The organism is Tropicimonas aquimaris (assembly GCF_042676185.1).
Lineage (GTDB): Bacteria > Pseudomonadota > Alphaproteobacteria > Rhodobacterales > Rhodobacteraceae > Tropicimonas > Tropicimonas aquimaris.
Genome location: NZ_JBHTJT010000006.1, coordinates 31,535 through 52,935, shown reverse-complemented (window position 1 = coordinate 52,935; position 21,401 = coordinate 31,535). Strand labels below are relative to the sequence as shown.

The 21,401-nt window shown below is 68.2% G+C and carries 14 protein-coding genes and 1 pseudogene; 13 read left to right on the top strand and 2 right to left on the bottom strand.

Annotated features, from left to right (window positions below; all coding sequences use genetic code 11):
• The first annotated feature begins 129 nt into the window (after positions 1-129).
• The 13 genes and pseudogenes from ACFQ2S_RS02125 (at position 130) to ACFQ2S_RS02065 (ending at position 20,143) form a co-directional block, all read left to right on the top strand.
• The gene (locus ACFQ2S_RS02125; RefSeq protein WP_386072317.1) at positions 130-1,449 is read left to right on the top strand and encodes a nucleotide sugar dehydrogenase; all 1,320 of its coding nucleotides are present in this window, start codon (positions 130-132) and stop codon (positions 1,447-1,449) included.
• Between the two features lie 17 nt (positions 1,450-1,466).
• The gene (locus ACFQ2S_RS02120; RefSeq protein ID WP_386072316.1) at positions 1,467-2,936 is read left to right on the top strand and encodes a glycosyltransferase; all 1,470 of its coding nucleotides are present in this window, start codon (positions 1,467-1,469) and stop codon (positions 2,934-2,936) included.
• A 27-nt stretch (positions 2,937-2,963) separates the two neighbouring features.
• Positions 2,964-4,052 carry a hypothetical protein gene (locus tag ACFQ2S_RS02115; protein WP_386072314.1) on the top strand — a complete coding sequence of 363 codons (1,089 nt, stop codon included), beginning with the start codon at positions 2,964-2,966 and terminating at the stop codon, positions 4,050-4,052.
• A 75-nt stretch (positions 4,053-4,127) separates the two neighbouring features.
• Positions 4,128-5,549 carry a mannose-1-phosphate guanylyltransferase gene (locus ACFQ2S_RS02110; protein WP_386072313.1) on the top strand — a complete coding sequence of 474 codons (1,422 nt, stop codon included), beginning with the start codon at positions 4,128-4,130 and terminating at the stop codon, positions 5,547-5,549.
• Positions 5,542-6,900 carry a right-handed parallel beta-helix repeat-containing protein gene (locus ACFQ2S_RS02105; protein WP_386072311.1) on the top strand — a complete coding sequence of 453 codons (1,359 nt, stop codon included), beginning with the start codon at positions 5,542-5,544 and terminating at the stop codon, positions 6,898-6,900. Before ACFQ2S_RS02110 ends, ACFQ2S_RS02105 begins: the two co-directional genes overlap by 8 nt.
• A 1-nt stretch (position 6,901) precedes the next feature.
• The gene (locus tag ACFQ2S_RS02100; protein ID WP_386072309.1) at positions 6,902-8,359 is read left to right on the top strand and encodes an MBOAT family O-acyltransferase; all 1,458 of its coding nucleotides are present in this window, start codon (positions 6,902-6,904) and stop codon (positions 8,357-8,359) included.
• Positions 8,360-8,370: 11 nt separating this feature from the next.
• Positions 8,371-9,486, top strand: a pseudogene (locus ACFQ2S_RS02095) (alginate O-acetyltransferase AlgX-related protein).
• Positions 9,479-10,261, top strand: coding sequence for a hypothetical protein (locus ACFQ2S_RS02090; protein ID WP_386072307.1), 783 nt, complete (start codon positions 9,479-9,481; stop codon positions 10,259-10,261). Before ACFQ2S_RS02095 ends, ACFQ2S_RS02090 begins: the two are co-directional and overlap by 8 nt.
• Positions 10,248-11,642 (top strand): alginate O-acetyltransferase AlgX-related protein, encoded by a 1,395-nt coding sequence (locus ACFQ2S_RS02085; RefSeq protein WP_386072306.1) that lies wholly within the window; start codon positions 10,248-10,250, stop codon positions 11,640-11,642. Before ACFQ2S_RS02090 ends, ACFQ2S_RS02085 begins: the two co-directional genes overlap by 14 nt.
• A gap of 20 nt (positions 11,643-11,662) precedes the next feature.
• Positions 11,663-12,298, top strand: coding sequence for an alginate O-acetyltransferase AlgF (locus tag ACFQ2S_RS02080; RefSeq protein WP_386072305.1), 636 nt, complete (start codon positions 11,663-11,665; stop codon positions 12,296-12,298).
• 64 nt (positions 12,299-12,362) lie between these two features.
• A complete protein-coding gene (locus ACFQ2S_RS02075) occupies positions 12,363-15,116 on the top strand; it encodes a hypothetical protein (RefSeq protein ID WP_386072303.1) in 2,754 nt (917 codons plus the stop codon).
• Between the two features lie 332 nt (positions 15,117-15,448).
• The gene (locus tag ACFQ2S_RS02070) at positions 15,449-18,937 is read left to right on the top strand and encodes a M10 family metallopeptidase C-terminal domain-containing protein (protein ID WP_386072301.1); all 3,489 of its coding nucleotides are present in this window, start codon (positions 15,449-15,451) and stop codon (positions 18,935-18,937) included.
• Between the two features lie 114 nt (positions 18,938-19,051).
• Positions 19,052-20,143, top strand: coding sequence for a PLP-dependent cysteine synthase family protein (locus ACFQ2S_RS02065; RefSeq protein ID WP_386072300.1), 1,092 nt, complete (start codon positions 19,052-19,054; stop codon positions 20,141-20,143).
• Between the two features lie 471 nt (positions 20,144-20,614).
• On the opposite strand, the gene ACFQ2S_RS02060 is transcribed toward ACFQ2S_RS02065, so the two are convergent.
• Together ACFQ2S_RS02060 and ACFQ2S_RS02055 are read right to left on the bottom strand one after the other, a co-directional pair.
• The gene (locus tag ACFQ2S_RS02060; RefSeq protein ID WP_386072298.1) at positions 20,615-21,016 is read right to left on the bottom strand and encodes a hypothetical protein; all 402 of its coding nucleotides are present in this window, start codon (positions 21,014-21,016) and stop codon (positions 20,615-20,617) included.
• On the bottom strand, positions 21,013-21,399 hold the full coding sequence (locus ACFQ2S_RS02055) for a response regulator (RefSeq protein ID WP_386072297.1): 387 nt from the start codon (positions 21,397-21,399) through the stop codon (positions 21,013-21,015). Before ACFQ2S_RS02055 ends, ACFQ2S_RS02060 begins: the two co-directional genes overlap by 4 nt.
• Positions 21,400-21,401 lie beyond the last annotated feature (2 nt).

Below are 21,401 nucleotides of genomic sequence, written 5' to 3'. Positions count from 1 at the left end.
CCTCTGCAACCCTGCGCGACAGGCTGCTTTTTTTTCTGACTGTTTCGCACCTTCAGAGACCCGCAGGTTTCAAGCGAGAGCGTGCCCTGGTGGGCGTGCGCAATGGATCGGACAATCGGGAAGGTCAGGATGGCACGGATCAGCATTTTCGGGATTGGGTATGTCGGGGTTGTTTCGGCGGCCTGTCTTGCGAAGGACGGTCACGAGGTTGTCGCGGTTGATGTCGACCCGGTGAAGGTCGAGAACATCAACGCGGGCAAGAGCCCGATCGTGGAGAACGGCCTGGACGCCCTGATCGCGGCGGGGGTTGCCTCGGGGCGGCTTCGGGCGACGCTGGATGCGCGGGAGGCGGTTCTGGGGACGGATGCGTCCTTTGTCTGCGTCGGCACGCCGAGCGCGCCGGACGGGTCGGTCGGGCTGACCTACGTGGTCTCGGCCTGCGAGGCGATCGCGGCGGCGCTGAAGGAGAAGGACGGGTTCCACTCGGTGGTGATCCGCTCGACCATCGTGCCGGGCAGCACCGAGGGGGTCTGCATCCCGGTGCTGGAGCGGATCTCGGGCGGCATCGCAGGCAAGGATTTCGGCGTCGGCTACTACCCGGAGTTCCTGCGCGAGAGCACCGCGATCGAGGACAATTACGACCCCGGCCTGATCGTCTTCGGCCATCTCGACGCGCCGACCGGGGCGATCCTGACCGAGCTGAACACGGATCTGCCCTGCGAGATCCACAAGGTCGACCTGCGCACCGCCGAGATGGTGAAGTACACCTCCAACACCTGGCGCGCGGTCAAGGTCACCTATGCCAACGAGATCGGCAACATCGCCAAGGCCTGCGGGCTCGACGGCCAGACGGTGATGAAGATCCTGTGCTCGGACACCAAGATTAACATTTCCTCCTATTTCATGCGGCCGGGCTTCGCCTTTGGCGGGTCCTGCCTGCCCAAGGACGTGCGGGCGCTGCGGGCGCTGGCGCATGACAAGGGCGTGGTGCCGCACCTGATGGACGCGGTGCTGGAAGCCAATGCCGAGCAGATCGCCCGGGCCGAGCGCATGGTGCGGCAGAGCGGCGCCCGCCGCGTCGGCATGGTGGGCATCAGCTTCAAGCCGGGCACCGACGACATGCGCGAGAGCCCGCTGGCCGAGCTCGCCGCGCGGTTGATCGGCGAGGGGATCGATGTCAGCGTCTACGACCCCTACGTGCACACCGCGCTGACCGAGGAGATGAGCGCAATCGGCCGCACCGACCGCAAGGTGCCCGACCTCGCCTCCCGCATGGTGGGCGAGATCGGCGAGCTGATCGCCGGGTCCGAGGCGATCATCGTCGGCAATCTCTACGACGAGGCCCGCGCGCCGCTGACCGCGGCCTCGGAGGCGACGGTGATGGTCGACCTCACCCGGCTCGACCCGGCGCGCACCTCCTCGGGCGCCTATTCCGGCATCTGCTGGTAAGGCGGCGCGGGTCGGGAATGCTCGGACATCTCGCATATCTGACGGCGATGGTGCTGCTGGCCACGACGGCCCCGCTGCACCAGCTCGGCGAGGCCCGGGGCGCGCTGCTGGTGCTCGGTGTCGTCGGGATCTGGCGGTACAGCTGGGCCTTCCTGAACTTCTCCCGCGCGGTGGCCTACCTGCGGGTGGTCTATCCGAAGCGGCGCGCGAAGGCCGAGGCGGCTTTCGCCACCCGCCCGGTGCGGCCGCATGCGTTCTTCCTGAGCACCAGCTACAAGATCGAGCCGGCGGTGACGATGCGGGTCTACCGCTCGATCTTCGCCGCCGCCGCGGCCTCCGAGGGCGGCGCGACCATCGTCGCCTCGGTGGTCGACCCGGCCGATGCCCGGCTGATCCGGCGCACCTTTTCCGGCATGGCCCGCGACATGTCGACGGTGAAGCTGCGGGTCGACCAGATCCCCGGCACCGGCAAGCGCGACGCGCTGGCCCGCTCGCTGGAGCTGATCGCCCGCGAATGCCCGACCCGGCACGACGTGGTCACCTTCGTCGACGGCGACAGCTGCGTGCCCGAGGACCTGGTGGCCCGCTGCGCGCCGGTCTTCACCGATCCGCGCATCGGCGCGCTGACCACCGACGAGCGGGCCGAGATCGACCGCCCGGGGCTGTTCGAGGACTGGTTCAACCTGCGCTTCGCCCAGCGGCAGGTGATGATGTGCTCGATGGGGCTGTCCGCGCGGGTGCTGACCCTCACCGGGCGGATGTCGGTGTTCCGCGCCGACCTGGCCACCAACCCCGGCTTCATCGCCATGGTGCAGAGCGACAGCATCCAGCACTGGCGGCTGGGGCATGTGAAGTTCCTCACCGGCGACGACAAGTCGACCTGGTTCTGGCTGCTGTCGAACGGCTACCGCACGGCCTACCTGCCCGATGTCTCCTCACTCTCGATGGAGAGCCAGCCGCGCCCGGGCTTCGTCGACAGCGCCGTGACGCTGATGACCCGCTGGTACGGCAACATGATGCGCACCAACGGCCGCGCCCTCGGCCTCGGGCCGGCGCGCATCGGCGCCTTCACCTGGTGGTCGCTGCTCGACCAGCGGGTCTCGATCTGGACGACGCTCGCCGGGCCCACCGGCGTGATCCTGACCGCGCTGCTGGCCGAGCCGATGATCCTGCCGGTCTATGCCGCCTGGGTGATGGGCACCCGCTACGTCTACTGCACGATCGTCTCCGGCTTCCGCGGCCGCGCCGGCTTCCCCATCAGCTATCCGTTCCTGCTCTACTTCGGGCAGATCGTCGGCGCGCTGGTGAAGAGCTTCATCATCTTCCGCCTCGACCGCCAGAAGTGGACCCGCCAGTCCACCGCCACCGGCACCGCTACGGCCCTCACGCCCGGACAGCGCCTGCGCATGGCCAGTTCTACCTATCTCCACGCGCTGACGGTCGGATGGCTCGTCGTCTGCGTCCTCTTCCTCACGAAAAGCGCCTGAGCCGCACCGCCTCGAAGGAGCCCAGACTTGCAGAATACCCTCGCCACACAGCCAGGCCCCGAAGCCGCCGCAGACCAGCTGCGCAGTAGCACCGAGCACCCGGTGATGCCGATCCGCTTCGAACTGCTGGTCCGGGACCGGCGCCTGCAGGGCAACGGGCTTTCGCTCACCGGCGGCACCTGCCAGGGCCTGCTCGACCCCTCGCTCGACAGCTCCCGCCAGCTCGCCGTGCTCCGGTTCCCCTTCAACGGTTTCTCCATCAGCCTGCCCGCCGAGATCGCCCTGCGCGTCCACGACGGTTCCGAACAGGGCGAAATCGGCTTTACCTTCCAAGAACCCGCGGGATCCCATCTCCCGCAACTGCGTTTTGTTCTCAACTCCTACATCGCCGGAGACCTCGTACAGATCGCGGACGTCCTGCAGGTCAACACCCACACACGGGTCAAGCCGGAACGCTCCGACGCGCGGCGCGGGCTCGGCTTCTACGCAGCCCAGTCCCTCCGCTACGCGGCGGTCGCCGCGCTGTCCTTCGGTCTGGTGGCGATTGCGGTCTCGACGGTGCAAGCGCGCGTGCTCACCCGCGCAGAGGCCCACCCGGCGGTCGTCACTCTCTCCGGCGCCACCCTGCGCGCGCCGGCCTCTGGCCAGATCGACTACGTCAACCCCGATGCCACGGAGGGCGACGTTGCCTTCTCGCTGCTCGCCACCACGGGTGCGACGCTCAGCATCAGGATGCCTTGCGATTGCCGTATCGGGGACACGGTGGAGGAGGGCGCCACGATCCTCGCCGGTGAGCCGGTCCTCAAGCTGCTGGCCGAAGGTGGCTCGCCGGAGATCCGGGCGACCCTCAGTCCCGAAGGCCTTCGGGCCGTTATCGAGGGCGACACCATCGAGCTCACGTTTGCCGACGGCAGCCAGATGCACGCCACCCTCGGGCCCGCCGCCGCTGCGGAGCTGGCTGTCGCTCCGCCGGGCGATGCCTACCCGGTCGCGCTGACGCCGGAGAGCCCGCTGCCAATGGAGCGGGCCGGACAGCTCGCAACGGTTCGGATCGTGCGCGAGTTGCCGCTGCTCGGCGGCATCTTCAACCGGCTCGGCTCGGTTTTCGGCGCTTGAGGCCGCGAGACGCCGCCCGGCGCGGTCGGGCGGCGCATCCCCAGATTGACCAGTGACTGCAAGGAGCACGTTCACATGTCCCATATCGTTCCGCTTGTCCTGTGTGGCGGCTCCGGATCGCGGCTCTGGCCGGTTTCCCGCACCGACAGCCCAAAACATTTCCACGCGGTAAAAGGCAGCAACTCTCTGTCTTTCCTCCAAGAAACTGTTCAGCGCCATGCCGGAGGCAGGATGCGCGACCCGATCCTCGTCACGAATGCACGGCATGCGCATTACGTCCGGGCCCAGCTCGACGAGATCCAGGTGCGTGGCGAGATAATTGGCGAGCCGGTCGCCCGCAACACCGGCCCCGCGGTGCTCGCGGCTGCGTTCCGGGCGTTGGAGCGCGACCCGGACGCCGTGTTGCTCGTCCTGCCCTCGGACCACGTCATAGAGGGCGACGTGAACAGCACCGTCCACGCAATGTACGACGCGGCCGAGGATGGGCGGATCATCACCTTCGGGGTGCGTCCGCATTACCCCGAGACCGGCTATGGGTACATCACCGACGGTGGCCCGATCGACGGCTACGACGGCCTGCACCATGTCGGCGAATTCGTCGAGAAGCCGCCGCTGGATCGGGCGCAGGCGCTTCTGGACGGCGGGCGCGCCTACTGGGCCTCGGGAATATCGATGTTCCGTGCCGACACGATCGTCGAGGAATATCGCCGCCTCGATCCGATCAGCCTGATGGCAGTGCACCACGCACTGGCACATCGTTCCCTCGACGGTAACGGGCTCATGCTCGAGCGAGGCGCCTTCGAGAAGGCCGAGAGTCTGCCGACCGAGGTGGCGGTCTTCGAGAAGTCCGGCGCCATCGCCCTTGCTCCGCTGCAGGTCTCCTGGAACGACGTCGGCTCCTGGGAGGCGATGTACGGGATCGGGACGCCGGACGCGCAGGGCAACGTGATTTCCGGCGACGTGATCTCCGTGGCGACCCGCAATTCGCTGGTCCGGTCGCAAGACAGGCTGGTGGCGGTGATCGGGCTCGAGAACGTCGTCGTCGTCGATACCAGCGACGCGCTGCTCGTTGCCTCCCGCAGCGAGGCGCAGAAGGTCAAGCAGGCGGTGCAGGCGCTGAACCTCTCGGACCGGCAGGAGGCGCACTCCCATCCGACCCACCGGTTCTCCTGGGGCGAGAGCCATCGCGCCTTCTCCACGGATTCCTGTGATGTGACCCATCTGACGATCAACGCCGGGGCCGCTCTGACCATCGACGGAAGCTGCGGGCCGATGCACCTGATCGGGGTGCGCGGCGATCTGGCGGTCTCGGGAGATTCCGCAGCGCGCGAGCCTCTGTCCAAGGGGCTTCGCCTGTCGTTGGCCGAGGGGCGGGATTTCCGGGTCGAGAACCTCGGCACGACCCGTGGCGAGGTCGTGCTTGTGAGCAACACCCACATGGTCGAACTGCCGGTCGCCAAGAGCGGCGCGGAATTGCGGGACGAGCTGCGTGCCTAGGCGTTTCGAGATAACCGGCCGGGCAGGGGGCAGGCTGGTCGTCCTGCTCGGGCTCTGCCTGTTGCCCCTCGCAGCCGTGGCCCAGGGTGGGCGGCTGGTGGAAATGGATTTCCGGCTGGTGATGGCGGCGATGGCGCAGCGCGTCGGAGCCAACGGCCAGATCGCGTTGTATCAGGCGCAGGACGGGTTGGATCCGCAGGCTCTGGCGGTCGTGGGAGGGTGGCTCGATCTTGATACGATCGGACCGGAGAACCCGGCGCTGCAATCCGGTCTGCTGGTCCGCGAGGCCGATGGCAGCCTTCTCGCCCGCGCGCCTCTCGTCGTCTGGGAGGGCGCGGAACTGGCGCTCGGGGCGGGAACGGATTTGAAGCTGAGCCGGGCCGACGGTGCGTTTCTCGCCAGTTTCGGCCGGCTCACCCTCGATGGCGCGCGGGTTGTGGGGCGCGGCGAGGCGCCTGCGGGCAATGCCGAGTTTCGCCCCTTCGTGCTGGTCGCCGGGACGGGCGTTCTGACTGCGCGGGACAGCCGGTTCGAGGCGCTCGGCTTCGACCTCGCGCCGGCCTACGCCGGGGTGGCGGTGATCAATCGCGGGATCTTCCCTGCGGTCGGTCGCACCGAGATCCGGGACACGCGCCTCGAGGCCGTGGGCAGCCTGCTGCTGGAGGACACCGAGGGCGCGACGCTGGCGGGCAACCGGATCGAGGCGGCGCGGGGCGCCGGGATCTGGCTGCGCCGGACCCGCGACCTGCGCGCAGACGGAAACCGTGTCGCCAGGCCTTCCGGACACGGCATTCGCCTCTCCGCCGGCGCCGCGCGGGTTGAGCTTCTGAACAACGAGATCACGGATGCCGGCTCGACCGGGATATTTGCCGATACCGGAAGCGTCCAGGTTCTGATCCGGGGTAACCGGATCGAGGACGCTGTGGGCGACGCAATCTCGGTCAAAATGTCGGGCTGTATGTCCGTTCGTAACAATGTCGCCCTCCGGAGCGGTGGCAGCGGCATCCGTCTGCGCCGGTCGACAGCGGTGGAAATCCGCGACAACCGCCTGAGCGATAACGCTGGCGCCGGCGTGGCTGTGCAGGACCAGCCGCAAGGCGCCGGGACGCGGCTCGAGGGCAACCTGCTGACCGGAAACGGTCGCGGGATCGAAGGCGCAAACGCGGGGCAGCTTGTTCTCGTCGGCAATGACCTGACTGGGCAGTTCCCGAGGCTGCTCGAGGGCGACCTTGTCTTTCTGGCCCGCGATCTGATGCGGGATCTGAAGGGCGGGGAACCGCTGCTGATTTCGCCGAATGGGTCCGAAACCCCGCGACCCGCCTCTCCCTGTCCATTCACCGAAGGAAGCTGAGATGGTTTTTTCGTCAGAAAGTTTTCTGTTCTTGTTCCTGCCTGTGTTTCTGGGGGTGTATTACCTGACACCGCTGCGGTTCCGGTCGTGGACGATCCTTGCGGGGTCGTATGTTTTCTATGCCTGGTGGCGGGTCGATTTTCTGGGGCTTCTGGTTCTGACGACGCTCTGGGCGTTTGTGTTCGGGCGGTGGATCGGGCGGTATCGGGGAACGCGGGCGGGGCGGGTCTTGCTGGCGGTTTCGGTGGCGGGCTGCCTGGGCGTCCTGGGGGTCTTCAAGTATCTCAACTTCTTCGTCGACAGCATCGCGACGCTTTTCGGCACGGATGCGGCGGGGCTCGGGGTCCACTGGCGGCTGATCCTGCCGATCGACATCAGCTTCTACGTGTTCCAGTCGATCAGCTACCTCGTCGATGTGTATCGCGGCGACGCCAAGCCGGATGCGAAGCTGATCGATTTCGCGGCTTTCATCGCGCTCTTCCCGCAGCTGATCGCCGGGCCGATCCTGCGCTACAAGGATCTCGAGGACCAGTTCCGGGAGCGCCGGCACTCGGTGGAGCTGTTCTGCGACGGCATGGCGCGCTTCATCGTGGGGCTGGCCAAGAAGGTGCTGCTGGCCGACGCGATCGCGCCGCTGGCCGACCTGGCCTTCTCGACGCCCGAGCCCGACCTCTGGCTCGCCTGGCTGGGCGCCGGGGCCTACATGCTGCAGCTCTACTTCGACTTCTCGGGCTACAGCAGCATGGCGATCGGGCTGGGGCAGATGATGGGCTTCCGCTTCATCGAGAACTTCGAGATGCCCTATGTCAGCCGCTCGATCACCGAGTTCTGGCGGCGCTGGCACATCTCGCTCTCGGTCTGGTTGCGCGACTATCTCTACATCCCGCTGGGCGGCAACCGGGCCGGCACCCTGCGCACCTATCTCAACCTGATGACGGTGATGACGCTGGGCGGGCTGTGGCACGGCGCCAACTGGACCTTCGTGCTCTGGGGGCTGTGGCATGGCGCGATCCTCGCCGTGGAGCGGGCGACCGGCTATGACCGGACGGCCGCCGGCCGGGCCTGGTCGCTGCCGCTGACGCTGCTGCTGGTGCTGATCGGCTGGGTGATGTTCCGCGCCGCAGATGTCGGCAACGCGCTCGGCGTCTATGCCGGGATGCTGGGGCTGCACGGGGCGGCGATGGCGCCCGGGGCCTGGTTCGGGGTCACCGCGGAGAGCCTGAGCATCCTGCTGGTGGCCATCGCGGTCTGCATCGCCGAGCCGCTGCTGCGCACCCCGCACCGGGACACCGGCCATGGCGACATGGTGATGGTGGGCGCCGACGGCAGCGCCGTGCTCCCCGGTCTCACGCTGACCCGGCAGCTTCTGGTCTCGCTCGGGCTCACCCTGCTGGCCGCCGCCACCGTCGGCAAGCTGGCCGAGCAGAGCTTCTCGCCCTTCCTGTACTTCCAGTTCTGAGGAGATCCGCGATGACGGACGCCCGACTCGCCCTCAAGCTCATCCTGCCGGTCGCCTTCTTCGGCTATGCGGGCTACGCCAATCTCGACCTGCTCCGGCATGGCGATCTGAGCATCGCCGACCGGGACCTGTTCCAGGGCGGCGTGACCGGCGAGATCGACAGCGTCTACCGCGACGAGCTCCCGCACCGGGACCCGTCGGTCGGCCTGGTGGGGGCGCTGCGCTACGCCCTGCTGGGCGAGGGGCGCGACGGGGTGGTCGTGGGGCAGGACGACTGGCTCTTCACCACCGAGGAATACCGCTTCGCCGCCGACGCGCCGGTGGGGCTGGAGGAGACGGTGGCGCGGATGGCCGGGATGCGGGCCGAACTCGCGGCCGCGGGCAGCGAACTGGTGGTGCTGCCGCTGCCGGCCAAGGTCGACATCGAGCGCCGCCACGGCAGCGACGGCGCGGTCAGCCGGCGCAGCGCCGCGGAATACGACGCCTTCCTGGCCGCGCTCGAGGGCGCCGGGCTGCAGGCCGTCGACCCGCGTGCGGCCTATGCCGGGGGGGAGGCGCCGGGGCGGTTCTTCCGCACCGACACCCACTAGACGCCGGAGACCGCCGGGCGGGTGGCCCGGCACCTGGCCGCGACCGGGCTGGTGGCGGCGGGCGAGGTCTCCTACGTCCGGCAGCCCGGCGCGGCCGAGACCTTCCAGGGCGATCTCGTCTCCTTCGTCACCAGCGACCGTCTCGCGCCGGTCATCGGCCTGGCGGCGGAACGCGCGGTTCCCTACCTCGCGGTGGCGGCGGAGGAGGACGCCGAGGGCGGGGTGCTCGACCTCTTCGGCGGGGAGAGCGGAGGCGCGCTGGTGCTGGTCGGCACCAGCTACAGCGCCAACCCGACCTGGAGCTTTGCCGAGGCGCTGAAGCTCGCGCTCGGCCGCGACGTGCTGAACCATGCCGCCGAGGGCCAGGGGCCGGTGCGGCCGATGCAGGCCTTCCTCGCCGCCCTGCGCGCCGGCGAGGCCGTGCCGGAGGTGGTGGTCTGGGAGTTCCCGGTCCGCTACCTGGCCGACCCCGCGCTCTGGGACGGGGACGGCGATGCCGCGGACGGGGCCGCCGAGGAGGAGCGCCACGATGCCTAGTTCCGCGCCGAGTTCCGTGCCCGCCCGCCTTGCCGGCCCCGGCCTGCTGCTCGCCTGGCTCGCCGCCTGCGCCCCCGTCGCGGAGGCGCCCGTGGAGATGCCCGTGGAGATGCCCGCCGGGACGCCCGAAGAGGCGCTCCCGCCCGAGCTCGTCGAGGTCCGCAAGCGGATGGTGCAGGGCGCCCCGGTGGCCTTCGCCGACATGCGCGGCATCGCCGACCGCGACGACGGCTACGCCGCCTGGCTGCTGGCGGAGCGGCTGCGCGCGGCGGAGCGGTGGGACCTGGCCTCCGAAATGGCGCATTACTACGCCGTCGCCGCCGCCAGCGGCCGGTCGGGCGGCGTCGGCGGGCTGATCGGGGTGCTGGAGCACCCGGGCTTCGATCCCGCCACGGTCAGTCCCGAACGCATGGCCTGGCTGGAGCAGACGCTGCTGCGCGCCGCCCGGCAGGAGAACCCGAAGGCCCAGGGCTACCTGGTCGACGCCTATACCGCCGGCGCCCCCTTCGGCGACAGGACCGAGGACGCGATCGCCCTGCTCGGCGCCGGCCGGACCGGGACCAGCGCGCCGCTGGCGCTCGACATGGCCACCGGCATGCTGCGCAGCGGGCCGCTCGACGCCCCGAGCCTCCGCCAGGTGCGCCAGCTGCTCGAGATCGCCGCCGCCGACGACAGCCTGGAGGCCCGGATCACCACCGCGAACCTGCTGGCCGTCCTCGACGACCGCCTGCTTTCCGACCCCCAGCCGGGAGACCTGCCCCATGCCCTGGAATAACCTCCGCACGGGCCTCGGCGCCCTCTGCCTGTGTGCCTGCGCCCTGCCGGCGGCGGCCGCCCAGGGCCCCGACGCGCCCGAAGCCGCGCCCGATCCGGCCGCCGCGCTCTATCCCTCGCAGTTCGGCTGCTCCGGCCTGCCCGAGGTCGCCCAGACCCCGGTGATCGAGGGCCGGGACGGGGTGTTCTACCGCGTCTACGCCGACATCCGCATGCACCACCCGTTCTCCGACAAGACCATCGAGCTGCTGGCCCGGCTCTCCCGCACCCTGCAGGACCAGGGCACCACGCTGGTCTTCCTGCCGATCCCGACCAAGAGCCAGGCCATGCCCGGCCGGCTGCCCGAGTTCGCCCGGCACTACGGCTACAAGACCGACGTCTCCGCCGCCGTCTACCAGGACATCGTCGACCGGCTCCGCGCCGCCGGCGTCGTCACCATCCACGGCCAGAACGCCATGCTCGCCGCCGAGGCCGGCGCGATGCCCTACTTCCAGGCCGACTTCCACTGGAGCTCCGAGGGCGCCCGCCTCGCCGCCGTCGAGCTGGCGCGGGAGATCGACCGGCTGCCGCAGGCCGCGGATCTCGAGCGCTCCGAGTTCGAGACCCGGCAGACCGGCACCCAGGTCGCCTTCTCCGGCCTGCGCCAGCTGATCCAGCGCAACTGCCTGCACCAGGTCCCCGAACCCGTTACCGCCACCTGGAAGACCGAGAAGAGCACGCTCGACCTCGGCCTCGGCGGGGAGGACGACGGGGACGGCGATGGCGGCGGGCTCGACCTCTTCGGCGACGACGAGAGCCGGGTGCAGGTCGCGGTGGTCGGCACCTCCTTCTCCGACATGGCGCTGGCCAACTTCGACGGCTGGATCTCGCAATACACCGGCCTCGACGTCGTCAACTACGCCATCACCGGCGGCAACCAGTTCGGCTCGATCCTCTCCTATCTCACCTCCGAGGACTTCGCCCGCGACCGGCCGCACGTCCTGGTCTGGGAGAACCCGATCTACAACAACCTGCTGCAATACGGCGACCAGCCCCTGCTCGAGCTGATCGCCGCCGCCGGCGGCGCCTGCGCCCGCCCGCTGGACACCCGCCGCACCGGCCCCGACCGGATCGAGGCTCGCCTCGACGGCACAGACCTCGCCCCCGGCGACGTGATCTTCGCCGATGCCGGCGGCGAGGGGCCGGTCTCCGCCGAGTTCCACTTCGCCTTCGACGACGGCAGCGCCCGCGTCCAGCTGCTCGAACGCGGCGAACGGCTGCGCCACACCGGCCGCTTCTACATGCCCGTCAACGCCTATCCGACCGACCGGCTCGCCGCCGTCTCGGTCACCTTCGACCGCCCCGTCCCCGAGGGCGCCTCCTTGGCGCTCTGCGCAAACTGATCCAACCGAAAGGACCTGCCATGACCCGTGCCCTGCGTGCCCTGACCCTCGCCTGCCTCGCCGCGCTCCCCGCGGCCGGCGCCGCCCAGGCCCAGGCCGACAACGGCCTCTACGAGGCCGTCCGCGATCCCGACGCGAGCTTCGTGCGCCTCATCATCCCCGGCAAGACCTACGGCAAGGTCGCCTCCGCCGGCGTCGCCGACCTGCACAACGGCGTGTCGAACTACATCCATGTCGAACCCGGCGAGATCAAGGTCGCCGTCGCGGGCGCCGAGAGCAGCTTCACCGTCGCCCCACGCAGCTTCTACTCCGTCGTCCTCGCCGAGGACGGAACCCCGGTGCCGCTGCCCGACACCCTGCAATCCAACCCCGCGAAGGCCGACATCACCTTCTTCAACCTCACCGACACCGACGCCCTCGACCTCTTCGTGCCCCGCGCCAGGGCCAATGTCGCCGAGGCCGTCCCGCAAGGGCAGAACAGCTCCGTCGCCGTCAAGGCCCCCCTGACGCTCGACTTCGAGGTCAGGGCCGGGGACGCGGTGCTCGCCAGCGTCGCCGGCGTCGAGCTGCGCCGGAAGGAGGGCGTCACCATCATCGCGACCGGCACGGGCGGCGACTACACAGCCTTCGCCCTCGAGAACGCCTTCGTGAACTGATCCCCCTTCCTTGCCCGTCCCGGCCCGGCTCCCGGCCGGGACACCCGAACACCGAGGTGTCGCCATGCCCGCCAGGTCCCCCAGATCCCCCAGATCGCTGCCCCTGCCGTCCGCCCTTCTGGCCGGCCTGCTGTCGGCCGGCAGTCTCTCCGCCGCCCCCGTGGAGATCGACTTCCAGCCCCCCGACATCGCGCCGATGGAGGTCTGCATCGCGCGCCCTGCCGACAGCGTGATCTTCGCGCGGTGGGAGGGCTGGGACGGCGGCGCCTTCTTCACCGACGACATCGGGGTGGTGAAGTCCGACCTCAGCCGGCTCGAGGCGGTGGACGCCGCCCGCTGGCAGGACACGCTCCGGGCCGCCTATGCGCGGCTCCGCGAGGTCGATCCCAGGTACACCGAGACCCATGCGCTGCTCGACCGCATCGAGCTGCTGATCGCCACCGGCGCCTATGCCGAGCTGGAAAGCCGGCGCCTGGTGCCCGAGCTGCTCGACGGCATCCAGACCCGCTCGCCGCGGTTCCAGAACGCCGCCGCCGGCTTCCTGGCGGACGGCATCGGCGTCCCCCGCGACCCGGACCGCGCGCGCCAGCTGCTGGTCGCCAGCGCCTATGCCGGCAATGCCGACGCGATCCTGGCGCTGACCGCCCGGGTGCAGGACGGCGAGACCGTGCCGGGCTGGGACGTGGACCCCGAACTCGCCGTCACCATGGCCTTCGGATCGCTGGTGGGCGAGCTCAACTCCACCATCTGCGACCGGATCTGGCGCATCGCCCGCGAGTTCAAGAACGGCGAGATCGTCGCCCGGAGCAACGCCATGGCCGAGCGCTGGTACCGCTTCGCCGCCGATCTCGGCGACGGCGCCGCGGCCTGGAAGGTCGTGGAGTTCCACCTCAAGAGCGATGGCTTTCGCAAAGACAACGACACGCTGATCCGCTACCTGACCCAGGCCGCCGACCACGGGCTCACCTATGCCATGGTCGAGCTCGGCGGGCTCTACGAGCGCGGCGCCATCCTCCCGCGCGATCTCGACAAGGCCCGCCGCCTCTACAAGGCCGCCCTCGACCCCGGACAGCGCCAGGGCCTCGTGCGCTACGCCCTGTTCCTCGAAACCCACCAGGAGGACTTCCCCGGTCACGAGGACGAGCGGCTCGACGCCCTGCGCCAGATCTCCGACCTCGCCAACCCGCCGGGCTGGGTCTTCACCCGCCTCGCCACCGGGGTGCTCGAGACGAAGGGCCGATGGGCCGGCGAGGCCGAGGCCCGCGCGCTCCTCGAACGCGCCGCCGCCCTCGGCGACACCGACGGCCTCAGCCGCCTCGCCGCGATCCTCTTCCGCGACCAGCACGACCCCGCCGCAACCGACCGCGCCCTCGACCTGCTCACCCGCGCCGTCACCCACGACGGCTCGATCTCCGCCATGAACGACCTCTCCGGCGCTTACATGTGCCGCACAAAGGACGCCCCAAGGCTCGACCTCGCACGGCACTGGAAGGCGATGGAGGAGGGGACCGGATCGGTTGGGCCCGAGCTCTCGATCGACGCGGTCTCGATCGCGGGGGCAGTGGCTTCCATGATGGACGAGGCCGTGTTGCAGACACAGGCGCTCTACGGAAGGCCGTCGTCGCTGGCCGTCTATCTCTCGCACCTGCAGGCCACGGGCGACGCGGATCCGGCGACGCTGGCGCTCTGGCGCGGCCATGCCGGCGGGAAGGACAAGGCATTGAGCCGCCTCGCGCGCATATCCCTCGACCTTTCGGCCAGCGAAGAGGACCGGCGGTCGGCGCTTGGAATGCTTGCCGAGGCTGCTCGCCGCGGCGAGGCGGATGCAACCCTGCGGCTGGCCGGTTTGCTGCTGGAGAAAGACGATGCCGGGGCGCCGGAGGAGGCGTTGCGCCTTTTGCACCCATTGGCGGAGCGCGGCTCCGGCGACGCGCTCTCCCTCATGAGGGAACTCTCCGGAACAGGTTCCGAGAAAGAGGTATTCGACCGCTACGCCGCGATCATCGACGCGCGCGGCGACTTCGAGGCGCTGGCCTTTGCCTTGCCATTGCTCCCGCCGGAGCGGCGGGATGACTACCTGAACCGGATGGTCGCGAGCATGACCTGCGATTTCAAATCGGCACTTCGGTTCGGCGAGGCGGTGTCGCGGATCGGCCGACCTCAGGAAGCCCGTCGCTGGCTCGAGATTGCCGGGCAACTTGGCGGGGACTCTGCCTGGAGCCTGATACGGATGGGCGACAGCTATCGCGACTGGTTCGGCGCGGAGGCCAGCGGCGAGATGATGGCGAGCTACCGCAATGCCTGGGCGGCCGGCGCGCCTCTGGCGCGGCATCGGCTGCTGGAGCGCTACGCAGGCCCTGAAACGCTGGAATACGATCCCGAAGCGGCGGCGGAGGTCTTTGCCGAAGCGCTGACGACGCTGGAGGGCGAGGCTCTGGCCAGCATTCTCGGGCGGCTGCGCGGCAGCACCGACGAGGTGCAGGCGGCGGTGTTCCGCCACGTCGACATGGCCGGCCCCTTCGCCCGTGCTGCTGCGAGCGGCAATGCGGCGGCGATGCGCGAATACGGGCTCTTCCTGCGTGACGGTGCTGCCGATGCCGGAGCCATGGCCGAGGCCATGGGCTGGGTCTCTCGGGCGGCGGAGGGTGGCGATGCCGTTGCAATGTTTGAGCTTTCGCGCGCTTACGCCTACGGGATCGGCCTTTCCGCCGATGCCGGCGCGGCGGGATACTGGCTGTCGGAGGCCGCGGCTGCGGGCTATCCGAAGGCCGTCGAACTCCTCGGACAGATGCGCCCACTTCAGGTCGCGAGCCACTGAGCCGCGCGCCCTGCGGCCCTGCCACCGAATCGCCATCTCTCCACGCGAAGCGGGCCCGCACTTTGCCGGTCTGTCGGCAGGCCTGAGGCAAAGGGCTTAGAACCGGTCCGGATTCCGTGTTAACCATTTGGGCAGAATCGTTCGAGGACGCGAGCAGGACGGACGGCAGGCCGGCGATCGGGGGCGGGAGGAGCCCATGCTGGCACTGGTCGACTTGCCTCGCTTCTTCGTTGCGCAACGCGGTATTTTGGGCGGCGCCGTTTCTTTTGGAAACGCAGGCAGCGCCATGACCGCGCCGGAAGCAGGGGGGCAAGTCTGTGGCGGGAGGCGAGATGGCGGTGGCGGGGTCCTGTGCCGAGGACACTCCGGCCATGGGGCCGGGGTCCGGGCCGGTTCCTCGCCAGTTGGCCATCTCGCGCGTCTCGGCCGAAGCGACGGCAGGCAGCGCATCGACGGCCAGCGGATATGAACTCCCCAACTTCACGGACCAGGAAATCGCCGATTACCTGCGATCCGGCTATTGGACACAGGACGGCGGTGTCACGCATCAGTTCAATCTCGGCGCCACCGGGATCCACGCCAAGGACGGCGAGATCCGGGTCAAGTTCGACGGCTGGACACGGGATGCAGATGGCGTGACGGACGCGGGCAAGGAACTCGCGTGGCAGGCGCTGCAGCTTTACGCCAACGTCCTGAATGTCACCTTCGTCGAGGTGGAAGGCGACGGCGTGACGGCGGATCTCTATTTCGGCGACTCCGAAACCGACGCCTATGCACGATCACGCTACAATGTGAGCACCGGCAATATCGAATATTCCTGGGTCAATATCGGCACCGCCTGGATCGCGACCTACGGCACCGGCATCGGCTCCTATTCCCTGCAGACCTACATCCACGAGATCGGGCACGCGCTCGGGCTCGGACATGCCGGGCCCTACGAAGGGTTCGCGACCTTTGTCACCAACGCGAGCGACGTGACGACGAACACCAACGTCTATCTCAACGACAGCTGGCAGAAGTCCGTCATGTCCTACATGGACCAGACGGAAAACACCACGCTGGACGCAAGCTACGCCCGGCTTCTGACCCCGATGGCCGCCGACTGGATCGCGCTGGCCGACATGCCGTCCTACGAAATCGCCGACGCCTACAGTGACGACACGACCTACGGCTTCAACACCACGATCACCGCCGAGACATCCGCCATCTGGGCCGCGCTGGCCGACAGAGCGGATCGGAATGCCTTCCACATCATCGACACCGCCGGAAATGACACGGTGGATTTCTCCGGCTTCGCGGACGCTCAGGTGATCGATCTCGCCGGCGGCAGCGTTTCGGATATCGGTGGGCTGGTCGGTAACATGACGATCGGCGCCGAAACGGTGATTGAGAATGCTGTCGGAGGCGGAGGCGGCGACTGGCTCAAGGGAAATGCCGCCGACAATATCCTTGTCGGGAATGACGGGGACGACCGGCTCGACGGCTTCGATGGAGCCGACACCCTGTTCGGAGGCGCCGGCGCAGACCTGTTGGAGGGGGGCGAGGGCGACGACGCATTGCACGGCGGCGGCGGCGAGGATCAGGTCCGCGGTGGCCCGGGGCGCGACACGCTGCATTCCGCCGGAGAGGGCAGTTACTACGGTGGACCGGACGACGACATCGTCTATGCCGGTCCGACCGGCGCGGGGCAGGTGGAAACGCTCTACGGCGGTGACGGGATCGACTTGCTCGACACGACGGAATTCGGAGGCGCCTACACCATCGACCTCGCCACGGGGCTCACCAGCTTCGCCTCCGAAAGCTTCCTCGAGTTCGAGTGGCTGCGAACCGGCGCGGGGGCCGACACGCTGGTCGGCGACGCCTCCGACAACGCGATATGGGGCAACGACGGCAACGACTGGATCCGAGGCGCCGAGGGCAACGACAGCTTGTATGGCGGCGCAGGCAACGATACCCTCGAAGGCGGCGACGGCGACGATACGCTGGCGGGACATCAGGGCGCCGACGTCCTTGTGGGCGGCTCCGGCATCAACCGGGTTTTTGGCGGGGGCGGTGGCGATCGGATCCATTCCGGAGGTGCTGGGCTCTACAAGGGCGGGAACGGAGACGACATAATTCACGCCGGTCCGACCGACCCGAGCGCCGGCGAGACCCTTTTGGGCGGAGCCGGGATCGACAGGCTGAACACCGAGAGCCACGACGGCGATTACACGATCAACCTTGAAACCGGTGCGACAAGTTTCGCCAATGAACGGTTCTCCGGGTTCGAGGACCTGTTTTCCGGCCCCGGCAACGACATGCTGACCGGCACCGCAGGCGCGAACCGTATCTGGGGGAACGCCGGCAACGACACGATCGAGGGCGGCGCCGGCGATGATGCGCTGGATGGAGGCGCGGGCAACGACAACCTGTTCGGGGGAGACGGTGCAGACATCCTGCTCGGCGGTGCCGGAGCGGACTGGCTCGAAGGCGGAGAAGGCGCCGACACGATCGAGGGCGGCGACGGTAACGACAGGATATGGGGCGGCGTCTATGACACCGTTCGCGGCGGCAGGGGCGACGATCGCATCCTGTCAGGCGGCGCCGGCGCATTTTACGGCGACGCGGGGGACGACATCCTCTACGCCGACGCCGGCACGGGCGCCGAGATGCTCGACGGCGGCGAGGGCGTCGACCGTCTGGATACCACGCAGGCGCTCGTCGACTATGTGATCGATCTCGGAGCGGCAGGCTCCCAATCTGGTTTCGCCGAAGAAGCGTTCCACGGCTTCGAACACGTCACCACCGGGAGCGGTGCCGACCGGATTACCGGATCCCGCGCGGACAACGTCATCCATGCCGGCGCTGGCGACGACGCGGTCGACGGGGGCAGGGGGCGCGACTGGCTCTATGGCGAGGCCGGGGCGGATGTACTTCTCGGCGGCTTCGGAGCCGACCGACTCGACGGAGGCCAGGGCAACGACCACCTCGACGCCGGCATGGGGGCGGACGAGCTTCATGGCGGGGCGGGCAACGACACCTACCGCATCCACGAGACCCGGCAGAAGATCTTTGAGGCGGCCGATGGCGGCAGGGATCTGGTGCTCAGTTCGGCCAGCTACGACCTGTCGGCACAGGGGCAGGATATCGAGAACATGCAACTTCTCGACGACGCCGACATAAGCGGCACCGGAAACGACCGCGACAACAAGATCACCGGAAATGATGGGGCGAACCTGCTTGCGGGCCTCGGCGGCGACGATCTACTGATCGGCCGGCGGGGCAACGACACGCTGGACGGCGGCACGGGAGATGACGTGATGCGGGGCGCGCGTGGCAACGACACCTATGTCGTGGACAGCGCCGGAGACCGGGTCATCGAAGGCGGCAGGCATGGCAGCAATGACGCCATTCACGCGACCATCTCGCTCGATCTGGAAGCCGCCGCGCCAAATGTGGAAGTGCTGGTTCTGAAGGGCGATGGCAATATCGACGGATTTGGCACTGGCAGGAAAAATCTGCTGAAGGGCAATGCCGGCGACAACATCCTCGAAGGCCGCAACGGGCAGGATGTGCTCGACGGGGGGGCCGGAAACGACGTGCTGACGGGCGGCAAGTCCGCGGACACCTTCATTCTCAATGCCGGCGATGGCGTGGACACGATCACCGACCTGAACCTCGACCGAGACGTCATCCGCTTCGACAGCGGCGCGGACGGTTTCGCCGATCTGACGATTGCCCAAGACGGCACGGACACACGCATCGGCTATGGGTCGGGCGACAGCGTACTGCTGCTCGCCATCGATGCACGGGATCTGGCCACCGATATGTTCGTGTTCTGACCCGTCCATTGCTGCGCCGTTCATGGTAACCTTGTCGGCACTGGCCAGGCGTTTCGGAACGCGCCCGTCCAGAGCAAAGCCGCGAAAACTGCGCAACCCGGAGAGGACCGTGCGATGACCGACCACAGTGCCAAGGCAGCCAGACGCCAGACGGACGGACGAAAGCAGCTCTACGACAACGTGCTGGACACGATCGGCAACACGCCCGTGGTCCGCATCAACCGTCTCGCCCCCGAGGGCGTGGACCTCTACGTTAAGGCCGAGTTTTTCAACCCTGGCGCGTCGGTCAAGGACCGCCTCGCGATCTCGATCATCGAGGAAGCGGAGCGTAGCGGCGCTCTGTCGCCTGGCCAGACCGTTGTCGAGGCGACCTCCGGCAACACCGGGGTCGGCCTGGCCATGGTTTGCGCCGCCAAGGGCTATCCGCTCGTGGTCACCATGGCGGAGACCTTCTCGGTAGAACGGCGGCAACTGATGCGGATGTTCGGCGCCAAGGTGATCCTGACCCCTAAGGAAGCCGGCGGTACGGGCATGTACGCGAAGGCCCGGGAACTCGCGGACGCCCATGGCTGGTTCTGGGCCGGCCAGTTCGAGACGGAGGCCAACGCGCTGATCCATGCCAACACCACGGCCCGGGAAATCCTTGCGGATTTTGACGGACGGCGCCTCGATGCGGTGGTCACCGGCTACGGGACCGGCGGCACGGTCTGCGGGCTTGGACGGGTGCTGCGCGACGCAAGGCCGGACCTCGATATCGTGCTCTGCGAACCGGCGAACGCCCAGCTCGTCGGATCCGGCATTCCGCAGGAGCGTACCGAGGCGGGCGGACCGGCCGCCGGCCACCCGGCCTTCGAGCCGCATCCGATCCAGGGCTGGACGCCGAACTTCATTCCTCTGGTGCTGCAGGAGGCGATCGACAAAGGCTACTACGATCGACTGGTGCCGATTGCTGGTACCGACGGCATGGCGATGGCGCGCAAACTTGCCTCGAACGAGGGAATCCTGACCGGCGTCTCCGGCGGGTCGACCTTCGCCGTGGCATTTGACATGGCCAAGGCTGCCGAACCCGGAACCGTGATCCTCGCGATGCTGCCCGATACCGGAGAGCGCTATCTCAGCACGCCGCTGTTCGACCATCTCGCGGTAGGCATGAGCGACGAGGAAGAGGCGCTTGCAGCCACAACGCCGGGGTTTCTCATGTCCTGACCATCTGTGCCTGCGACGGTTTGGCCGGTCCCTTCTTGCGAAGATGCCGGCGACACCGTCCTGCCGGGGGCAGGGTTTCTGCCGCCAGTTGACCGCTGACCTTCGGGCACGAGACGGCAATCTCGCGACCAGGCGGACGCATCGGCGGCCGTCTCCATCGCCCACCCTCTGCGTCTCAGCGACCTCAGGGGGTGTCAGGGATCGAAGAGACGGAGACGCGAGTTTTCCCAAGCAAGCTTTCGTTTGAGGAACCATGCGGTGATCAGACAGAGTTACACCCCCGGCATGGCTGCGAACTGAGGGTTGCGCGAATAGGCACACGTATCGCGAGGGGATGCGGAAATCCGGCCAGCATTGCCGGCGCGCTGGCGGCGGGCGGATGCCGGAATGCGTCGTAGGTCGCGAGGCGCTCCTGTTGCCTCGCCTACGGCACTTGTCCGGACATTGCCCAGGGCGCTCCATTGCTCTTCATCAAAACAGGCTCACATGCCCGCTCTCCTTATCTTTTGGTGCTTCGCTGCCGCTTCCTGTCAATCGGAACAGGAGTTCGCCCAGCGGCACCAGGCTCTCAAGTTCCTGCGCATCCACAGTGGTCGCGCTGCCGGCGCAGGCGGTCGCGAGCGTGCGCGCCACCCCGGACAACGCGTGCAGGGATTGGGTCGCGCCGTCGATCGCCTGCGCCCGACGCATCAGCATGGGCGAAACATGGGCCTCGACGAGCATGTCCGAGAGATCGTGCTGGAACTGCTCGAGGGCCTCCGCAAGGCCCGAAAGCTCAGCCGCCAATTGCCGCATGACGACCTTCGACGAGATTCTGGCCGAACCTTGCATCGAAGACGGGTAATTCGGATGGTTTCCGTTAAAAGAACTCATAGACGCCCCACCACGGCTTCGATGCAATTCAACAGGTCCTTGGGCTCGAAGGGCTTGCGAATGAAATTGTTCATTCCGAGCTTCTGGCCGCCTTCGATGATCGACCTCTCGGCTTTGCCAGTGATCAGGATGAAGCCGATCCCGGCCAGGGTCGGGCTCAGTCGAAGCGCATGCAACAGGTGGAGCCCATCCATCCCCGGCATGTTGTAGTCGGATATGACAAGATGCGCCGGTTGCGTCGTCAGTGCCTGCAACGCCGATGGGCCATCGGAGGCGTAACGCACGTTGCGCACGCCAAAGGCATCGAGCGATTGCAGGATCAGGCCTCGGCTGGTCGACATGTCGTCGACCACCATGACGTGAAGTAGATCTCGGAGCGCCATTG

Excerpts from the sequence above, each read along its gene's own strand:
- ACFQ2S_RS02055 (WP_386072297.1), bottom strand. The coding sequence starts at position 21,399 with ATGGCGCTCCGAGATCTACTTCACGTCATGGTGGTCGACGACATGTCG.
- ACFQ2S_RS02085 (WP_386072306.1), top strand. The coding sequence starts at position 10,248 with ATGCCCTGGAATAACCTCCGCACGGGCCTCGGCGCCCTCTGCCTGTGT.
- ACFQ2S_RS02125 (WP_386072317.1), top strand. The coding sequence starts at position 130 with ATGGCACGGATCAGCATTTTCGGGATTGGGTATGTCGGGGTTGTTTCG.
- ACFQ2S_RS02100 (WP_386072309.1), top strand. The coding sequence starts at position 6,902 with ATGGTTTTTTCGTCAGAAAGTTTTCTGTTCTTGTTCCTGCCTGTGTTT.
- ACFQ2S_RS02065 (WP_386072300.1), top strand. The coding sequence starts at position 19,052 with ATGACCGACCACAGTGCCAAGGCAGCCAGACGCCAGACGGACGGACGA.
- ACFQ2S_RS02075 (WP_386072303.1), top strand. The coding sequence starts at position 12,363 with ATGCCCGCCAGGTCCCCCAGATCCCCCAGATCGCTGCCCCTGCCGTCC.
- ACFQ2S_RS02070 (WP_386072301.1), top strand. The coding sequence starts at position 15,449 with ATGGCGGTGGCGGGGTCCTGTGCCGAGGACACTCCGGCCATGGGGCCG.
- ACFQ2S_RS02110 (WP_386072313.1), top strand. The coding sequence starts at position 4,128 with ATGTCCCATATCGTTCCGCTTGTCCTGTGTGGCGGCTCCGGATCGCGG.
- ACFQ2S_RS02120 (WP_386072316.1), top strand. The coding sequence starts at position 1,467 with ATGCTCGGACATCTCGCATATCTGACGGCGATGGTGCTGCTGGCCACG.
- ACFQ2S_RS02080 (WP_386072305.1), top strand. The coding sequence starts at position 11,663 with ATGACCCGTGCCCTGCGTGCCCTGACCCTCGCCTGCCTCGCCGCGCTC.
- ACFQ2S_RS02060 (WP_386072298.1), bottom strand. The coding sequence starts at position 21,016 with ATGAGTTCTTTTAACGGAAACCATCCGAATTACCCGTCTTCGATGCAA.
- ACFQ2S_RS02090 (WP_386072307.1), top strand. The coding sequence starts at position 9,479 with ATGCCTAGTTCCGCGCCGAGTTCCGTGCCCGCCCGCCTTGCCGGCCCC.